The 17,102-nt window shown below is 70.5% G+C and carries 11 protein-coding genes; 3 read left to right on the top strand and 8 right to left on the bottom strand.

Annotated elements, in window-relative coordinates:
• Positions 1–563 precede the first annotated feature (563 nt).
• Positions 564–1,139 carry a WHG domain-containing protein gene (locus tag ACQP2T_RS45620; protein WP_433511082.1) on the bottom strand — a complete coding sequence of 192 codons (576 nt, stop codon included), beginning with the start codon at positions 1,137–1,139 and terminating at the stop codon, positions 564–566.
• Between the two features lie 66 nt (positions 1,140–1,205).
• Between ACQP2T_RS45620 and ACQP2T_RS45615 the strand changes: the two genes are divergently transcribed.
• Positions 1,206–2,534, top strand: coding sequence for an alpha/beta hydrolase (locus ACQP2T_RS45615; protein ID WP_433511081.1), 1,329 nt, complete (start codon positions 1,206–1,208; stop codon positions 2,532–2,534).
• A 62-nt stretch (positions 2,535–2,596) separates the two neighbouring features.
• On the opposite strand, the gene ACQP2T_RS45610 is transcribed toward ACQP2T_RS45615, so the two are convergent.
• The 3 genes from ACQP2T_RS45610 to ccmA all read right to left on the bottom strand — a co-directional run bounded on the left by ACQP2T_RS45610 (position 2,597) and on the right by ccmA (position 5,593).
• A complete protein-coding gene (locus ACQP2T_RS45610) occupies positions 2,597–3,010 on the bottom strand; it encodes a DUF4259 domain-containing protein (RefSeq protein WP_433511080.1) in 414 nt (137 codons plus the stop codon).
• 266 nt (positions 3,011–3,276) lie between these two features.
• A complete protein-coding gene (locus tag ACQP2T_RS45605) occupies positions 3,277–4,926 on the bottom strand; it encodes a DUF6297 family protein (protein WP_433511079.1) in 1,650 nt (549 codons plus the stop codon).
• Positions 4,927–4,963: 37 nt separating this feature from the next.
• A complete protein-coding gene (gene ccmA / locus ACQP2T_RS45600) occupies positions 4,964–5,593 on the bottom strand; it encodes a heme ABC exporter ATP-binding protein CcmA (protein ID WP_433511078.1) in 630 nt (209 codons plus the stop codon).
• Positions 5,594–5,892: 299 nt separating this feature from the next.
• Between ccmA and ACQP2T_RS45595 the strand changes: the two genes are divergently transcribed.
• Positions 5,893–6,696 carry a maleylpyruvate isomerase family mycothiol-dependent enzyme gene (locus ACQP2T_RS45595; RefSeq protein ID WP_433511077.1) on the top strand — a complete coding sequence of 268 codons (804 nt, stop codon included), beginning with the start codon at positions 5,893–5,895 and terminating at the stop codon, positions 6,694–6,696.
• Positions 6,697–6,893: 197 nt separating this feature from the next.
• Here the strand turns inward: ACQP2T_RS45595 and ACQP2T_RS45590 are convergent, their stop codons facing one another.
• A complete protein-coding gene (locus ACQP2T_RS45590) occupies positions 6,894–12,866 on the bottom strand; it encodes a DNRLRE domain-containing protein (RefSeq protein WP_433511076.1) in 5,973 nt (1,990 codons plus the stop codon).
• Positions 12,867–13,232: 366 nt separating this feature from the next.
• On the opposite strand from ACQP2T_RS45590, the gene ACQP2T_RS45585 reads away from it, so the two are divergent.
• Positions 13,233–13,568, top strand: coding sequence for a hypothetical protein (locus tag ACQP2T_RS45585; RefSeq protein ID WP_433511075.1), 336 nt, complete (start codon positions 13,233–13,235; stop codon positions 13,566–13,568).
• Here ACQP2T_RS45585 and ACQP2T_RS45580 read toward each other — a convergent pair.
• The 3 genes from ACQP2T_RS45580 to ACQP2T_RS45570 form a co-directional block, all read right to left on the bottom strand.
• Positions 13,525–14,514 (bottom strand): response regulator, encoded by a 990-nt coding sequence (locus ACQP2T_RS45580; RefSeq protein ID WP_433511074.1) that lies wholly within the window; start codon positions 14,512–14,514, stop codon positions 13,525–13,527. The genes ACQP2T_RS45585 and ACQP2T_RS45580 overlap by 44 nt on opposite strands.
• A gap of 145 nt (positions 14,515–14,659) precedes the next feature.
• Positions 14,660–15,607: a sensor histidine kinase gene (locus tag ACQP2T_RS45575; RefSeq protein ID WP_433511073.1), complete on the bottom strand. Its 948-nt coding sequence runs from the start codon at positions 15,605–15,607 to the stop codon at positions 14,660–14,662.
• Positions 15,608–16,140: 533 nt separating this feature from the next.
• Positions 16,141–16,629 carry a hypothetical protein gene (locus ACQP2T_RS45570; protein ID WP_433511072.1) on the bottom strand — a complete coding sequence of 163 codons (489 nt, stop codon included), beginning with the start codon at positions 16,627–16,629 and terminating at the stop codon, positions 16,141–16,143.
• Positions 16,630–17,102 lie beyond the last annotated feature (473 nt).

Genomic DNA, 17,102 nt, shown 5'->3' with positions numbered 1-17,102 from the left:
CACCACCTCAAACGCTCAATGGGCCGCAACCTCAGGTTTGGCCTGGGGGATGTCCTCAGTGCTGTAGGCGGGCATTGTTGTGACGTCCGGCTTCCGGCCGGGCCATACGCCCCAACTCTCGCCCCACCACGCAACCCGCCACACGTGCCGCCCCTCATCCAGCTCGGCTACGTCCGCGTGGTCCGCGGGCGTGCCTGGGTGGCGAGACCACCAGAGCCGCCGCACGAACGCGTGACCGTGCTGCGGGGCGCGCTCGCGGCCAGAAAGGTGCATGCATTTAGCGTCGCACATGGTGTCACGCTTGTTGCCGCTACCAGCACGTTCACCCGTCCGCTGTCACCCTCAAGCGGTAGTCGGCAGTTCGTGGAACCACGCGCCTTCACGCTCGCCGACACGCCCAGCACTATCGCGCCGGCCAGCCGCCAGACCAGCTGATCCGTGGCGCCGACCACGGCCGGCAACCCCAGCCCGAGCGCCATGAGCCGGTCCCCGCCGGGCCACGGCCGCGTAGCTCCGTCAGGCGAGGGAAGGCCGAGAGCGCTGCGTAGGCCGACGCTGCGGAGTCAAGCCGCCCAGCCACGCAGCGCGGCGGGGATCGTCGAGCGGAACGTGGTCTCGGCCGTGGCGGTGTCGAAGGCCCCGGCCAGTTCGAGAGTCACCAGGCCATGCAGGGCCACCCAGAGTGAGAGCGCGATGGAGGTCGCGTCGCCAGAGAGTACGGAGGCCGACCGAGCGCGGTCTATCGCCTCGATGAGTGGCTTGATGGGATCTGCGGCACCCACGTCGCCGGACGGGTCGAAGCTCTGCACGCCGCCGAACAACACCGTGTAGAGGTGGCGGTGCTCACGCCCCCAATGCCGGTACGCGACCGCGAGCGCATGAAGGTCGGCAAGGGGGTCATCGGAGGCCGGTACCGCCGACAGTTCTTGGGACAGCCCGGCGACAGCCCTGTCGCGTACTTCCGCGATCAGCCCGTCCTTGCCGTCGAACAGCGAGTAGACCGCGGCGGTCGCGGTCCCGGCGGCGGCGGCCAGGGCGCGGATGGTGATCGACTCCTTTGGGCGGGTTGCGAACATCTCGGTCGCCGTCTCGATGAGGCGGTCCTTCACGGTGTCGTCGTTGGTTCTCGGCCTTCCCACGACGACCAGCCTAGCGGAGCTGATAGCGTATCCAAACATTGTTCTGAAACAGCGTTTGGAAAAACTATGGCTCTCCCCGTTCCTCTCCGCCTCGTCGGTCGCCTGATTCTGGCCCTGCTCGCCGTCGTGGGGCTGGCCGGGCTGTTCCTCGCCCTGATCGTTCTGACGGACGGCGCGCGCTCCGGGCTCGCCGCCTGGCTGACGGCCCTCGGCGGCGGAATCATCGCCGCCCTGTGGCGAGGCCGCGGCCGTCCTTGGCGGGGCCGGCTGTGGCCTATCACGCCGGTGATCGTCGCCGCGGCGCTCACGGCGTCAATCTGCGTCCCCACCGTCCCCACGACCCGGCAGTATCCGCCCGACCTGCCATTCGTCGCGACGAGACACTGGAGCTTGAGCACGGGAAGCCGGGTCGCGGTCTACCACTATCCCCCCGCCGCCGGCGCCTCTCGCCGCCCCACACCGCTCGTGTATCTCCACGGCGGGCCCGTCCGCTCCATCTCCGTGCTCGACCACCGATTCCTGCGGCTCCTGGCCGGACAGGGCTACGACGTGTACGCCTACGAGCACCCCGGCGGCGGGCGGAGCGACCTGCTGTCCATGGATCAGTACACGATCTCCAGGTCCGAACGTGACCTTGCCGCCTTCATCGATCGCCTGGACAAGGGTCCGGTCGACGTCCTCGGATTCTCCGCAGGCGCGATCGTGCTCACCCGGGCCTTGGCCACCCCGGCCACCGCCGCCCGCGTGCACCGGGCGATCATCGCCGAGCCCGGCCCCATGGACGGTCCCACCGCGCTGATCAGCGGGCAACAGGGACGACCGTCCGCGCGCGGCCTCGCGCCGGCCCCGACCGGAGCGCGGGCAACTGGCGTCCCCCGCTACGCCGTCGCGCTCGGCCTCATCCAACTCGGGCTCCTCCCGCCCGACACCGGCCTGATCACGCAGGCCGAAGGCGTCAATGCCTTCAAGGCCGCCGATCTCGGCAGCGACACCGCCTCCGCCTACTGCGCGCGGGACGCCGGCCGCATTCCTACCGAGGACACCGCGGAGAACTTCTCCTTCAACGCCGCCGCGAGCCTCCGCATCCAGCAGACGATCAGGGACTCACCCTCCATCGCCCCAGAGCTGAAACGCTCCCGCACCCCCGCGATGCTGATGATCGCCGAATGCTCCTCACAGATACGCCAATGGCAGACCGCCATCCTCGCCGCCGACCCCGCAATCGAGCGAACCCAGTACATGCCCGGCGTCGGACACCGTATGTGGAACGGCCTCGACGACAACAACGAGCGAGCCGCCGCCGTCATCACCGCGTTCCTCCAGGGCGAGCCGTCGCCCCTGCGGAACTACCCGACCCGAGCCGACATCTCCGCCTTCCTCCGCGACCACAGGTAAGATGCCGCCGACATCGCAGAGCGGCAGGCGACTGTCACATGCGGAAGGCATTCAGAGGTCGCTCACATGCTCCCCAGAGCACCGCGAATGCCTTCAATGACGGCCACGGCCTCCGGAGCGGAGCCGCTCTCCTCCCAGAGTTCCAGCCACTCCGAGTCTGCGCCCATCACCCGGTCCAGCGCCCGCACGGCCAGCGCCACGAGTTCGTCATCGACCTCCACCCTGCCGCCTTCCAGCAGGAAATCCGGCGCATAAGGCGAGGTGATCGGCGCGCCGCCGCGTTGAGAGGCGACGATGGCCGCTGCCGCGATCGCCTCTACTGCCTCATCGCTGTCCAGATATTTCGCGCGACCCGCAGCGCCTTTGAGCGCCTTGCGGATCAGAGCCGGACGCCGTTTCGGGGCTGCGTCGTGCAGATCACCGCACCAGTCGGCAGCCGAGTCGTTGTCGAACGGTCCCACATCCCATGTGCCCATGGCCGATTCATATCGGACCTCACCGACATTCAGCCGTCACCCGTCGGGCGCAGCCCACCACGACCGCTTCGGGCGCGACCTTCCCATGCACTCGCCGAAGGTATTCCACGGCGTGTTCTGTGGCCGGGTCATGGTTCAGCCGGTCCCGGTAGAAATGGAGCCGACCCTCGCAATCATCGATGATTTCGCTCCACGTACGGGCCCAGATACGAACCCCTCCCTCCCACTCGGCGATGCCGCCAGGTGGACGGTTCGGCGCGCCGGCATCACGTCTGACGATCTCCGCCATCTCGGTGGATACGACCCAGAAAACCCAGGAAACGCGGGCATCGCGGAACTGTGGATCGCTGACGATCGCCTCCGCGTAGCTCTTGATCTGGGCGCACCCGTGCCAGATAGCCCGCGAGCACGACCACCCCCAGTACCGCCTGCGCCCCAAGGAACTCCGCCAGGCCGGCGGGCCGGGTCGTCAGCGCCGCGATCAAGGGCAGGCAGCCGATCAACGCAAGGTCGGGGCCCGTCAATGCCCAAATGAGCGGGCCCGTCGGGATCGCACCTCCGGGGGTGTCGATGACCGGCATCGAATGGTCGACCGGTCTCCGCCGAGCCATCCGCAGCCCCGCCGCCGCCACGGCCGGTGAGATCAGCGGCCCGAACAGCCACCACCACGCCCCAGCGGGCAGCCCGCCCACCATGGTCAGACCCGTCAGCGCCGCCGCCGTCCAGGCGCCGCACAGAAGAGCGGGGAGCAGCGCCCGTGCGGCCATCGCCGCACGCGGGCCGATGCCCATCAGCCTCATCAGGCTCGGGTTGTCGCCGTCCCTGCGCGTGCCGGACGTGTTCGCCGCGGCCACCCAGAGCGCTCCGGCCAGTACGCTCACCTCCGCCGCCCCGGCGTTTCCCGCCTGCGCGAGTACGGCCGGCAGCGCCGTGGCGGCGAACACTACGGCCAGCCGTCCGGGGCGGCGTCCGGCGCGACGCCAGTCCTGCCAGGCCAGCGCGAACGGCGCCGGGAGGGACGGCCACGCCCTCGAGCGCAGCTTCCTGGCCCGCCAGTGGTTGTCCTCGGCGATCCAGGTCAGCGCGCCGGGATCCACCGCCACGGCCGCCGTGGCCACGTGTCCGGCCCGGGTGGATGTGGCGAGGATGGTCCTGGAGGGTATCCGGTCGAGCGTGGTCCATGCCCGCCGTACGAGGAGGGTGGCGGCCGTCGCGGAGCCGACGGCGACGGAGGACACAGCGCTCAGCGGTGCCCCGGCCACGGCGACGAGAACGCTCCGCACCGTCCCGCTCGCCGCCAAGACGGCCATCGCCAGAAGTACGACCAGTGCCGCGCTCAGCCAGGCGTTCCATGTCTGCGACATCTGGGCGAGCACTGCCATCGCCATCGCGCCCACGCTCGCCGACACGCCCAGCACCATCGCACCGGCCAGTCGCCAGATCAGCTGGTCCGGGGCGCCTAGCACGGCCAGCAACCCCAACCCGAGCGCCATGCCCGCCACGATCGCGACGAGCAGTAGGACGCGTGCCGTACGGCCCAGTACGCCGCGCCGGTCCAGCGGAGACAGGAGCAGCCACGCGGCGTCGGCGGCGGACACCAGCATCGGACCGCCGGCGCGGGCGGCGGCGACCACGCCCGCGAAGGCGAGCACGATGAGCGCCATCCCGGCGCCTACGTGCGCGGCCTCTGCTTGCCCGGCCATGCCCGCGATGGCGGAGGAGACGGGCTTTCCGACGACCGCGGCCACTATGGCCAACCCGAACATGGCCACATAGCGGTCCAGAAGGGTGGACGGGCCCCGGGTACGGGATTTGACGAACGCGCGCACGGACCGGGCGGACGGTTCACCGGGGCCGCCGGTCGCAGGGGTGGCGGTGGGCGTCGCCGTTGTACCGCGCTTCAGTCGCGGGCTCACTGGTGCACCATCCTGTTGCGGGTAGCCGTGAGAGTGCTCATGCCGTGACCCCGGCGGCGGTCGGTGAGATCTGGCGCGCCCGTTTCGCCAGTCCAGGATCGTGCGTGGCCATGACCACGGTCCCGCCCTCGGCCGCGTACTCGGTCAGGAGCCCCGCCAGCCGCTCGCGAAAGCCCGCGTCCAGCCCGCGCTCGGGTTCGTCGAGCAGCAGCAAGCGGCTCGGCCTGAGCAGCGACGCGGCGAGGGAGAGCCGTTGACGCTGCCCCGTGGACAGGTTCAGCGGTGGGGCGTCGGCGCGTTCTCGCAGTTCGAACAGGTCGAGCGCGGTGTCCACGGTCATGCGGGGTCGGGCGTGCACAGTCCGTACGAGCTCCAGGTGCTCGCGCCCGGTGAGCCCCGGGTACCACGCGGGCTCGTCACCCATCAGCACCACTCGCCGCCAGAACGCGGCGTCGTCGGCGGGCGGCGCCCCGAACACCTCCACTTCACCACCGGTGACAGCCTGCAGCCCGGCCAGGCAGCGCAGCAGGGTGGACTTCCCCGCCCCGTTCGGCCCCACTATGGCCACGATCTCGCCGGAGGCCACCGTCAGAGACATTCCGTTCAGGACTTCGTTGCCGCCGAGCTCAACCCTGAGGTCGCGGACGATCACCATCGATTCGGGCACCGTTCGAATGTAGCCACTTGCCTTCCAACACGCTCCGGCCGGTCCGCAGCCCTGGATCCCCGTGTACGCCGGGGATTCTGTCGGTGGCGCCCGCTACCTTCTTGTCCGAACACCTGTGCGACAGGAGGGTGACATGATTGCCGTATCCCGATGCGGCCGTGGTGGTGGCCGTGCTCGATGTGGCCGCCGACTGTTTCGGCGAACCGCGCACGGCCACTGCCTTGACTGCCGCCAATGTCCGGAAGATGGCCGATCAGTGTCCTGGCCGCGCGCATGTCCGTAGGTGAGAATCGGTTCGCATGATCCGCGTCCAGGAGGTGCTGATGGACACGTCCGCGTATTTGAAGGCTGTTGTCGAACAGACGAGCATGTTCGCCGATTGGGTGGACGGCAGGGATGCGGCGGCCTCGGTGCCGACATGTCCGAAGTGGACGCTGGCCGATCTTGTCAACCATGTCGGCGGGACACAGCGCATGGTGGCAATGCTCGTAGGTGAGCGGATGACCGAGCCGAGCAGGGCGTTCGCCGGCTACGTTCCGGGTCCGACCGATCCGGGCCAGTGGCGGGCCTGGCTGAGCGACGGCGCGGCCGAGGCGAAGCGGGCGTTCGCGTCGGTCGCCGATGACACGCCGGTGTGGGATCCGTCCGGCGGCGCCGCCGGCGTGCCGTTCTGGTCGCGTCGGCTGTTCGGCGAGGCTTGCGTGCATCGCGCGGACGCGGCCGCGGCGCTCGGCATGCGGTACGAGCTGGCGCCGGAGCTTGCCGTCGCGGCCACCGAGGACTGGCTGGACACGATGACCTCCCGCGGCTATTGGGAGAACAAGCCGGGCTTCGCCGACGCGATGCGCGGCAGCGGCCAGACCCTGCATTTCCACGCGACCGACGCACCCGGGGAGTGGGTGGCACGCCGGGAAGCGGACATGATCGTGCTGGAACGCGCGCACGCCGAGGCGGACGTCGTGGTACGCGGCCCAGCCGCCGAACTACTGCTGGTGCTCAGCAGGCGTCGCTCGCCGAATGCGGCTTCTGCGCTGGAGCTGCAGGGCGATCGGGCGCTGTTCGACCATTGGATCGAACACATGGACTGGGTCACCGACGGCTGACCCGCGAGCGACGCGCAAGATCCCCGCTCCGACCTCGAACGCCTCGAGCGTGAGACCGGCGAGCGGGTCGCGGCCGCCGAACGTGGCCGGGCCCGGCGCCATCCGCCGGGGGAACACCGGTAACGGAAGTGCCTTTCCTGGCTTGGAAAGGCACTTCCGTAGATCTTCAGCGGCCTTGCCTCATTCACTCATGTGTGTCACCGGTGTGTGCGGCGCCACCAGTGGCGCCACCGCCAGCTCCCTCGGCCGATGCCGTACAGCGCACCGGAGAGGCCGCCGATCGCGCTGTTCTGCCAGTACGCGTTGGCGCAGCCCCTCAAGGTGCGCTTGCGGAGACAGCCATAGGTGCCGAAGCCCACCCCGACGATGAAGGACCCCCGGCTGACCCAGCGCCGGCCGCTGCTCGCCCACCGATGGACGAAACCGCCGAAGCCCCGGCGGGTGTTCCAGCCGTACCGGAACGCCCGGTAGTGGACCTTGGCCCGGCGCCAGACGTGCCTGGCCTTGCGGCGGAGCTTGCGGCACCAGCCGCAGCCCCACTTGCCGTCCAGGTCGGTGCAGTTGACCGGGTCGCCCGAGCAGTACTCGTAAGCGTTGGCGCTGCCGCCCGGCACCGGGTCGAGCTGCAGGAACCGGCCCAGCGACGGGTTGTAGAGCCGGACGCCCATGAGCATGGTGCCGTCCAGGGTGTCGGCGGCGCGCTGCTTGCCGCCCAGCCAGCCATACCTGCGGGCCGGGCCGCGCGCCACCCCGTACTCGTCGGCGTCCACGACGGTGGCGGTCGCGGTGCCGAGCGTGTACTCGGTGCCGACGTCGCCGTGCAGTGTGGTCAGCTGCAGGCGGATGTCGCCGTTCGCGCCGGTGATGGCCGCCAGGTCGCCGTCGAAGCCGGAGACGTTCCTGAGCACCTGGCCGCCGGACTCGGTGGTCCAGCGTGGCGAGTCGCCGTCGGAGCCGTAGTGGTTCACGACGGTGCCCGCCGCGCCGGCGGTGGACCTGAACCGGTCGGCCGGGTCCAGCGCCCAGGTCATCGTCTGGCCGCCTGCGGTCTGCCGGCGGGCCAGGTCGTTGACGTGGTAGTCGAACGTCGTCCCGCCCGGCAGCGCGGTCGTACGGCCGAGCGCGTCGTAGCGGTAGCCGTCACCCACCAGCCGGTCGCCGGAGTCGTAGGCGTAGGAGGTGATCGTCGCCTTGGCGTCGTCGGCCTCCGGGCACGTGTCCGCCTGAGACTGGGTGGCCAGGCGGGTCCGGTTGGAGTTGTCGTCGAAGGCGTAGCGGCGCAGCGCGCACACGCCGCCCGCCGACTCCATGGCCGAGGTCAGGCGGCCGGCCTTGTCGTAGCCGTAGGCCCGCTCGTACCCGGCGTCGCCGCGCGCGTCCGCGGCCCACTGGCCGTGCACCGACTCGGTGACCTGCTCGCTCAGCACGGGCTGGTCCAGCCCGTCCTTGGTGTAGACGCGCGAGACATCGGTGCCGGTCTCGTCGTCGGTCACGCTCACGTGCAGACCCCCGGGCAGGTCGCCGGAGGCGAACTCGCCGTCGGCGTCGTACCGGGCGGTGAACGTGCCCGCCACCGAGTCCGTCAATGTCACTGCCAGCCCACGCGGCTCGGTCGCGTTGTCGTAGCCGTAGGTGACGGTGGACGGAGCGGAGTCGGTCACCTTGGTGGTCCGGTCGAGCAGGTCGTACTCGGTCCTGGTCACCCCGGCGTCGGCGTCGGCGTAGGAGATCCGCCGGCCGAGCCGGTCGTAGGCCAGGACGATCCGCTCGGTGACATTGCCCGCGGCGTCCAGACGCTGCTGCTCGGCCACCTCGCCGGAGTCGGGCGCGTACACCGTGGCCACGGCGCCCAGCGCCTCGCCCACGCCGCCGGTGATCCACTGGCGGATCTGACGTCCTGCCTGGTCGTAGGCGGTGTTGGTGACGCGGGTGACGCCGTTGGCGGTCTCGGAGACCGTCAGCGGGTTTCCGTAGCGGTCGTAGGTGGTGATGGCGGTGGGCAGTTCGTCGGGGTTGTCACCGCCTCCGGTGATCTTCCCGGCGGGCGCCGTCCGGCACACCAGTCCCGCCCACGTGGGCTTGCCGCCGCACGGCGCGCTGCCGGAGGCGGTGTAGTACGTGGTGATCGTGGTGGCCGCGTCGTTGCCCTTGGGCAGCACGTTCTTGACGGGGTTGCCCTCGTCGTCGTACGACGTGGCGGTCACCAGGTTCAGCCCGCCGGGGTCCTTGACGGTCTTGAGCGGCTTGCCGAGCGCCCAGTCGTACTCGGTGGCGGTCGCCCGCGTGTCCCGGTCCTCGCCGCTGAGCAGGCGTGCGCTCACCTCGGTCCTGGTCACCAGGTCCTTGGTGGGCGCGTCGCCGGGACGCCCCTGGTCGTAGGTGCTGACGGTGTGCTCCCTGGCCGCGGCGTCCTCGCCGCCCACCGACACGACGTGCAGCGGACCGAGGGTCTCCAGCTCACGGGTGCCGTCGTCGTTGTACGTCGAACGCTTGGACAGCAGCTCGGCCCGTTCGGCCGTGGGCAGCCCGGAGATGCCGAGCTCGGCCAGGCGCGGCGAGGTGCCGAGCGCCAGCTCGCGGTTGCCCTCTGACAGCTCGCGCACTTCGTTGCCGAACTTGTCGTGCTCGGTGGCCGACAGGTGACCGCCCGGCGTGAGCTGGTCGACCTGCCGCCCGTTGGCGTCGAGGTAGGTGACGGTGGCCCTGGTCCAGGAGCGGCCGTCGGGGATCTGGTCGCCGGGGAAGACGGCGGTGGCGTCGGTGGGGTTGTCGTGCTGCCCCCAGGCCGCGGTGTGCTGCGGCCGCAGGTCGGCCGGTCCACCGGCGGCCTTGTCCAGCGGCACGTTGTAGACGATGGAGGTGCGGTTCTCTCCCTCCGCCTGGTCGGCCGTGCCCGGCTTGAGCGCCTGCCTGACCGCGCTGGTCAGCCTGCCGTCGGCGTCGTAGACGAACGTCCACGGGAGCCGTCCCGGCTGAGTGAGCGAGGTGAGGTGGCCGCCGGTGTCGTAGCCGTAGGCCGTCTTGAGCGCCGGTGCGATGCGCGGGTCCCACGACTGGGCCAGGCGGCCGGCGCTGTCGTAGGCGTACTGCGCGACGGCTACGGGAGTGCCGGAGTCGTGGAACAGCACCTGCTTGACTCGGCCCGCGTAGTCGCCGCCGCCGGTCTGCGTGGCGTAGACGAGCTCCAGCACCCGGCAGCCGGACTTGGGCGAGGGCAGCGCGCAGTCCGCGCCCGGGTCGGATACCGCGCTGGTGGGCGCGATGACCGCCTTGAGCCGCTGGGCGCCGCTCGCGGCCTCGTAGACGTAGCGGGTGATGTTGTTCGCGCCGGGCGGGGTCGTCGTGGCCGGTAGGTACGACGTCGCGCCCGCGGGCTTGGTGAACGTGGTGACCACGCCGTCGGCGTCCTTGAGCGTGTAGGAGCCGGTCAGCGCCAGGTCCTCAGCGCCCTCCTCCGGCTTCCAGCCGCTGCCGGTCTTGGTGAACTGGATGGGCGTCCCGTCCACCAGCGTGATCTCGACGGAGCTGGCGGAGGTCTCGCGCAGCGCCGCGTACTCGGAGTCGGCGACGTCCGAGACGCCGCCGGCCGACCATTCGGGGCCGAACGGAGACGCTTGGGAGGCGATCTTGGCGCCGGCCTTGGGGTCGCGCGAGGAGATCGTCCTCGACAGCGCCAGGCCGAACAGCTCGGCCTCGCTCTCCTCCATCCGGAAGTCGCCGGTCAGCAGATTGACGCTGCCCGGCCCCACGTTCTGCGTGTCGGCCCCCGATGCCTGCCGGTCCGCGACCACGTCGGCGGCCGGCGTGCTCGCCGAGCCCGAGACATTGGCGAACACGGCGCGGACCTGGACGGCGCCGTCGCCGCCGAGCTGGTCGACCAGGTTCCAGGTCAGCCCCGAAACCGTCGCGGTGCCGTCGGCGACCTTCGCCGTGACCGGCCAGCCCGTCAGCGGCTTGCCGTCGGCGCCGAGCACCTGCGCGGCGGGGATGTCCGCCCAGGCGTCGGTCTGCGCGCGCCGCCACTGGAAGGTCACCCGGTCGTACTCGCCGCGCCCGGTCGCCGCCAGTTCGGCGCGGCGGGCCGTACGCGTGCCGTCGGCCGGTGCGGTCAGCGCGCCCGCCCCGACGTTGAAGCGGTACGTCACCGCCTCCGAGGCGTTGCCCGCCCGGTCAAGCGCGTACGTCGTCAGCGTGTGCGGCCCCGCGACCTGCGGGGTCACCGTGAACGTGACTGCCGCGCCGGTCGTGGCCGCCGTGGCCGTGTCACCGTCGTCGAGCCGGTAGGCGATCTTGGCGACGTCGGAGTCGGCCGGCGTGGCGGTGAACGAGGCCGCCTCACCGGCGTCGCCGTGCCATCCGGAGTCCGGGTGGGAGCCGCTGGTCAGCTTGGGCGTGGGCGGCCGTACGGTGTCGACGGTGAACTGCCGGGACTGGGGCTGCGGGGAGTCCAGCGAGCCGTCGTTGCCCCAGCCCTTGAGCGTGTAGGTGCGGCCGTTGGTCAGCTTGCCGGCCGGCACCGCGGCATCCGAGAATCCGCCGGAGGCCACGTAGGCGCCGTACAGGCCGGTGATGACCGCCGTGCTGCCGTCGTACACCTCGAACTTGGCGCGCACGTTGCCGCCGTCAGCGTCGCCGACGTGGGCGAACAGCCGCGGCGTCACCGAGTTGGTGTAGAAGGTGCTGTTCACCTCGCTGTTCGGGCTGGTCCAGACGGACAGCGGGGTGCTCGGGTTGCCGTTGTAGGTCACCGAGATGTACGGCGTGTGCGAGGTCGCGTTGCCGGAGTTGAACCGCTTCCATCCGTACGGGTCGGACTCGTCCGAGGCGCGCAGCCCCATGCCGGACTTGGCCCAGCCCTTGTCCGCCCAGTACTGGGCCAGCGACGTGACGTTGGCGTTGACCCAGCCTGCGGCGCAGGCGGAGCCGTAGCCCTTGGTCTGGCTGGAGGTGGCGTACTTGGCCGCCATGGTGGGGCCCGGGTAGCGGCTGGAGGTGGAGGCCTGGTCGGCGCTCCACACCTCCCAGTTCTTGGCCGTGCATGACCAGGAGTGGAATTCCCACAGGTTGAGCGTGGCGGAAAGGATCTTCCGCCCGGCCAGGCCGGAGGTGTTCCAGGTGATGAACGACTTGGCGATCTGCCCGCTGCCGTTGTTGCCGAGCTTGAGTTCGGTGGAGGCGGAATTGTCGGTGTTGTAGCCCTGCTGCACGAACGTGTCGAACACCTCGCCCACGTTGACCGACGGGTCGACGGTGACCGGGTAGACGGTGGCGGGGTCGTTCAGGAAGGCGGGGTCGGGCGTGAACACGAGGTCCTTGCCCGACACCGCCATCTTCACCGGCGCGCGATGCGTGTGCTCGCCGGAGGACCGGTCCACCCGCGCGTCCCACATCACGGGCGCAGGCACGGTCGCGGCGACCTTGCCGCCCTTGCCCACCAGTTCGGCGCCGCCGTCCTTGGCCTGGCGGACCGTGAGCCCGGGGGCGTCCACCTTGAGCCGATAGGACAGCGGGGCGGCAGGTCGCTGCTTGAGCAGCAGGAACTGCTCGGCGCCCGTCCTGGTCGCGGTGACGGTCAGGTCGGCGCCGGGCAGCACGCCGGGGTAGGTGACACTCTGGCCCGACACCTGCGGTGACGGGAGCGCGCCCGGCCAGCGCAGGGTCACGCGGGAGTCCCCGGCGGCCACGCTGATCAGGTCGGTCCCGGCGGCCCCGGCCTGCTTGGCGCCGCTCGCGCGCCCGCCGATGCGCAGCGCCCTGCCGTGCGACTTGGGGGTCACCGTGCCGTCGGCGGCCGCCGTGAGCCCGAGATCGACGGGCTTCCACCCGGCGCCGTCGCGCACCCTGACCGGCCCGGCGAACATCTCCTCGGTGAGGGAGCCGTCAGGGTTGGCATAGGTGGATGAGGCCTCGGTACGTGCCGATTCGATCTCGACCCGCCTGCCGGTGAGGCGGGCGGTGAGCTTGGCCGAGCTCTCGTCGGGCGCGCTGGGCCCGGCCGGAGCGGTGGAGGGGTCGGGCGGGGTGGCCGCCTGTGTGGGTTGGGGTGAGGGGGTGTCTGCGTACGCCGTGGGGATGTCCGCGACGGTTACGGCCAGTGCGACGGACAGCACGGCCGCGATGGCCCGGTCTGCCGGGGTCGTCCGACGGACGCGGGTGCGGTCTAAAGCCACTCTTCGATCTCCGATTCGCGCGCCTCTGGGGAGAGGTTTGATCATCGTTGCGGCGTGATCGTAAGAGGCGTGATCAATATGGGGAACAGGTGGCGAAGATCCTTAAGCTATCCGTCGGTTCGCGTTCATGTTCGGTAACGGGGTGGGGGGCCGCCGCGACCGCCAGTGACTGCCGACGATCTTCCTCTGATCCTCGCCCGAGGCCGTTACCCGTGCTCTCCGGCGTCTGTCCATCCCGTTCCGATGGCCCACACTCAAGGTTCGGTCGCGCGGGACGCGCAGTCCTGGATCCCCGTCCACGCCGAGGTTTCTGTCGGTGGCGCCCGCTACCTTCTTGTCCGAACACCTGTGCGATAGGAGGGTGACATGCTTGCCGCTGAGCAATTCGAGCGTGCTGCTGTGCTGGGGGTCGCCGTGGCGGAAGAGATGCGGCGGTTGCTGAGACTCCACGCGGTTCCGGCCGAGGAGGCGGGTGACGGGACTGTCCTGGTTGACGTGCCTTACCCAGACGCGGCCGTGGTGGTGGCCGTGCTGGACGTGGCCGCCGACTGTTTCGGCGAACGTGGCGATTCGGTCGAGGAGACCCGCCAGGCCGCCCTGGAGACGGTCTTACAGCTGGCGGGCTTCGATGAAGAGTCCCAGCTCAACCATGTGGAGGTCACGGGTTCGGGCGGACGAGACCGTGGCGGTAGGCGTATGTGACGGCCTGCGCGCGGTCTCTCAGGCGGGCCTTGGCGAAGAGGTTGTTGATGTGGGTCTTGACGGTGGCCTCACTGATGAAGAGCCGGGTGGCGATCTCGGTGTTCGACAGGCCGTCGGCGATGAGTCGCAGCACTTCGACCTCGCGTGGCGTCAGACCGTCACGCGCGCCGGCGAGTGCTTCGCCGCCAGTGCTTGTCGCGGCGTCTCCGCTGCCGGGAGTACGCCGTTCGGTTGTCGCATCCGGACTGCCCAGGAGCGGCTCTTGCTGCTTCCGGGGAGCGGTCTGGGCAACAGAGAGATCGTCGCCGAGCACGCCCCGGCCGGTGGAGGCGGCACCCTCGCCGAGGGCCGTCGGACCGGCCCGGTCAGTTTGCTCGCGCGGATCGCGGTCAGGCTGGTCGCGTGGGTCGGGGTTGGACTGTTTGCGCGGGTCGGGGGCAGGCTGCTCATCCCAGGCCCGGCCGCCGCCAGGGGGCGCGGGATCGGGCCGCCCCGGTTGCTCACCCCGGGGTCGGCCGGCGTCGGATGCCGTCATGGTGTCGAGGAGGCGGCGCTGGACGGAGGGGTCTAGCTGGGCGTTACCGCTGACGACGGCGGCGATGGCCTTGGCGATCTCGTCCGAGTCCGCGCTCTTGGTGAGGAAGCCGCGTGCCCCCGCCCTGAGCGCGGCGAACACCGACTCGTCGTCCGAATACGTGGTGAGCACCACGACCTGCGTGTCCGGGTGCTTGGCGCGGATGCGCCGGGTGGCCTCGACGCCGTCCATGCGCGGCATCCGGAGGTCCATCAGCGCCACATCGGGCCGCCGCTCCGCGACCAGGCGGAGTGCAGCCTCGCCGTCCCCTGCCGAACCGACCACCTCGATCCCAGGCAGGAGCCCGAGCAGCAGGACCAGCCCCTCGCGGACGACAGACTGGTCATCGACGACCACGACCGTGACGCTCATGATCCGGCCACCGCGACCCACCGGGCGAGACCGGCGGGGCTGCCAGACGCGAGGGAGATCACGCAGGGACTCCCGAGGTGGACGCGGAAGCTCAGGAGACTGGCGGGTTGGCGGAAGCCGCCGTTCGTCTCACCCGTGCGCTGGTTCACGCTGGGACCCACAAATGGACGCGGAAACCGTCGGTCGTCTCGCCCGCCGACAGGGTGCCGCCGAGAAGTTCGGCTCGTTCGCGCATGCCCACGAGGCCATATCCTCCCCCAGGTGTGCCTCGCTCGGCTGCGGCGGGGTTGGTGATGCGGAGGTCACATGAGCCGGGCTCGTACACCAGTCTGATCGTGGCCGGAGAACCGGGAGCGTGCCGCCGTACGTTCGTCAGCGCCTCTTGGGTTGTGCGCAGCAGGGCGAGTTCCGTCTCCGGAGGCAGGCGGTGCTCTGTGCCTGAGATCTGCAGCGTGCACGCCCGGTCGGTGGTCGCTTGAAACTCCTCCGCCAGCGTCCGAAGTGCCTGCGGAAGGGCGGGCGAGTCTTCGCGCAAGGCCGACACCGCGCGCCGGGCTTCCTCGAGCCCGGATTTGGCCAGGTCGCGCGCTCGGACGACGCGGTCGAGTGCTTCGTCGGCCTTGTCCGCGCGGAGCAGGAGCTTGGCGCCCTCCAGGTGTACGAGCTGCGCCGACAGCGAGTGGGCGAGGATGTCGTGGATCTCTCTGGCGATCCGTGCCCTCTCGGCGAGTACGGCCTCGCGGCCTTCGGCGGCTCTGGCCGCCCGGCGTTCCTTGACCGAGTAGGCCACCAGGAACACCAGGCAGAGGCTGAGGATGAGGCTCAGATCGCGACTCAGCCGACCGGCGATCGCCCCCTCCACGAGCAGCGCGCAAATGGCCAGCACCCCGATCGGCACCGACTGGCGCAACGGCAGCCGGATCGCCGCCATGCCGAGGCTGTAGAACAGCACGGCGAACGCCGGCCCGCCGTCGGCCACCAAGTCGAGAGCGATCGCGAAGGCGGTCGATGCGCCGAGCGCGATCGCCAGGAGAGGCACCCGGGACCTGGCCGCCAGTGCGGACAGCCGGGACGTGGCCGCTGTGGCAGGCATTTGGGACGTGGTCGCTGTGGCAGACAGCTCGGATGGGCTCGCTGCGTCAGGCGCTCGGGAGGTGATCGCTCTGCCGAACCGGCGGAACACGGTCGTCATGCGGGATATGCGGGACATGACAGCCCTGGTCAGTGCGCTGAACGTGGCCCCCTTGCGTGCCACATCGATGGGTTCGGACATACGCGACATCCCTTGATCTAGCGGGGGTCGGGGAGACGCTCGATCCAGTGGCGGTGGGGAGGGCGCTTGGTTTGGTGGTGTCGGGGATGTCGCTCGGGCCAACCGGGGCGGGGGCGGTGGCTGGTCTGGTTGGAGTTGGGGCGCTTTGCGGGGTTGTGGGAGCTCTGATGCTTTCCGGGTGATGGGGAGTTGGGCGACGACCAGCAGGATCACTATGGCTGCGGTCAATCCGGTGATCGTCAGGCCGGAGCCGCTCAAGCCGAGCGCCGGCTTGGACCGTACCTGCGCCCATACGAACACGACGATCACCCCCAGTCGCAGGGCGAAGGGGGCGATCTTTGACGGGTCCGGCATCACTCCACGAAGCTATCCGCCCGCACGGTCGTACCGGAAAGGGCGCGGCCGCGACGGGCGACGAGCAGGGCCTGGGCACCGATGGTAAGGCCGACGAAGAACAGGACGCCGGACGTCGAGACGTGCAGGCCGAGGGCGGTGCCGGCGAAGTACAGGCCCACGCGGCTCGCGACCGAGGCCAGCCAAGCCAGAAGGGTCAAGGGGGTGGCTTTCGACCAGGTCACCCCGGCCTTGTCCATCCAGACGCGTACGGTCGCGGCGCGGACGGCGCCGAAGACCACGGCGGCGATGGCCTCCACAGCCGCCAAGGCCAGGCTGAGGGCCAGATGGGCGCCGTCGATGAGGCCGCCGGTGAGCAGGCCCAGCGCGACCAGGGCGGCGGAGACATAGACAATGCCGTTTCTGGCCGTGGGGCGGGTCATCATCTGCCGGTAGACGACGAAGATGACGACGGCGGGGATGAGCAGCGCGCTCAGCAGGGGATCCATGTGTCTGACGGTAGGGAGGAGCGGTGTGGCGGCGGATCGGACTGGGGGTTGAGTCCTGGATCTCCACCCTGGGGTGGAGAGTGCGGGCAGTGGATCGGTCATGGGGGCTCGGTTACCGTCTGCCGGCTCGCGGCATCCGGGCGCGACGCGAGCACGGACGGCGTTCGCGGCATCCGGGCGCGAAGCGAGCATGGACGGCGTTCGCGGCGCGATGCAAGGGTGCAGCCGCACTCCCGCACTCCCGCACTCCCGCACTCCCGCACTCCCGCACTCCCGCACCCAGCGGACTGCGGCGCGCGGACTGCGGGGGGCGGGGCGCGGTGATGGTCTAGTGCGCGGGGACGTGAGGTGCGGGAGTTGCGGGTCCGATGTGGGTGGTGTGTGGTGGGGTCAGAGGACCGGTGTGCGGGTCAGACGTGAAGGCGGTGTGCGGGCGCGGCAGGACGCACGCCCGCACACCACGATCGTCCGCG

It is taken from the genome of Nonomuraea sp. CA-143628, assembly GCF_050942315.1.
In the GTDB taxonomy this organism is placed as follows: domain Bacteria; phylum Actinomycetota; class Actinomycetes; order Streptosporangiales; family Streptosporangiaceae; genus Nonomuraea.
Note: the sequence above shows the minus strand (reverse complement) of the source record. Positions and strands in the feature narration are given on the sequence as shown.

Excerpts from the sequence above, each read along its gene's own strand:
- ACQP2T_RS45575 (WP_433511073.1), bottom strand. The coding sequence starts at position 15,607 with ATGCCTGCCACAGCGGCCACGTCCCGGCTGTCCGCACTGGCGGCCAGG.
- ACQP2T_RS45595 (WP_433511077.1), top strand. The coding sequence starts at position 5,893 with ATGATCCGCGTCCAGGAGGTGCTGATGGACACGTCCGCGTATTTGAAG.
- ACQP2T_RS45580 (WP_433511074.1), bottom strand. The coding sequence starts at position 14,514 with ATGAGCGTCACGGTCGTGGTCGTCGATGACCAGTCTGTCGTCCGCGAG.
- ACQP2T_RS45570 (WP_433511072.1), bottom strand. The coding sequence starts at position 16,629 with ATGGATCCCCTGCTGAGCGCGCTGCTCATCCCCGCCGTCGTCATCTTC.
- ACQP2T_RS45585 (WP_433511075.1), top strand. The coding sequence starts at position 13,233 with ATGCTTGCCGCTGAGCAATTCGAGCGTGCTGCTGTGCTGGGGGTCGCC.
- ACQP2T_RS45610 (WP_433511080.1), bottom strand. The coding sequence starts at position 3,010 with ATGGGCACATGGGATGTGGGACCGTTCGACAACGACTCGGCTGCCGAC.
- ACQP2T_RS45615 (WP_433511081.1), top strand. The coding sequence starts at position 1,206 with ATGGCTCTCCCCGTTCCTCTCCGCCTCGTCGGTCGCCTGATTCTGGCC.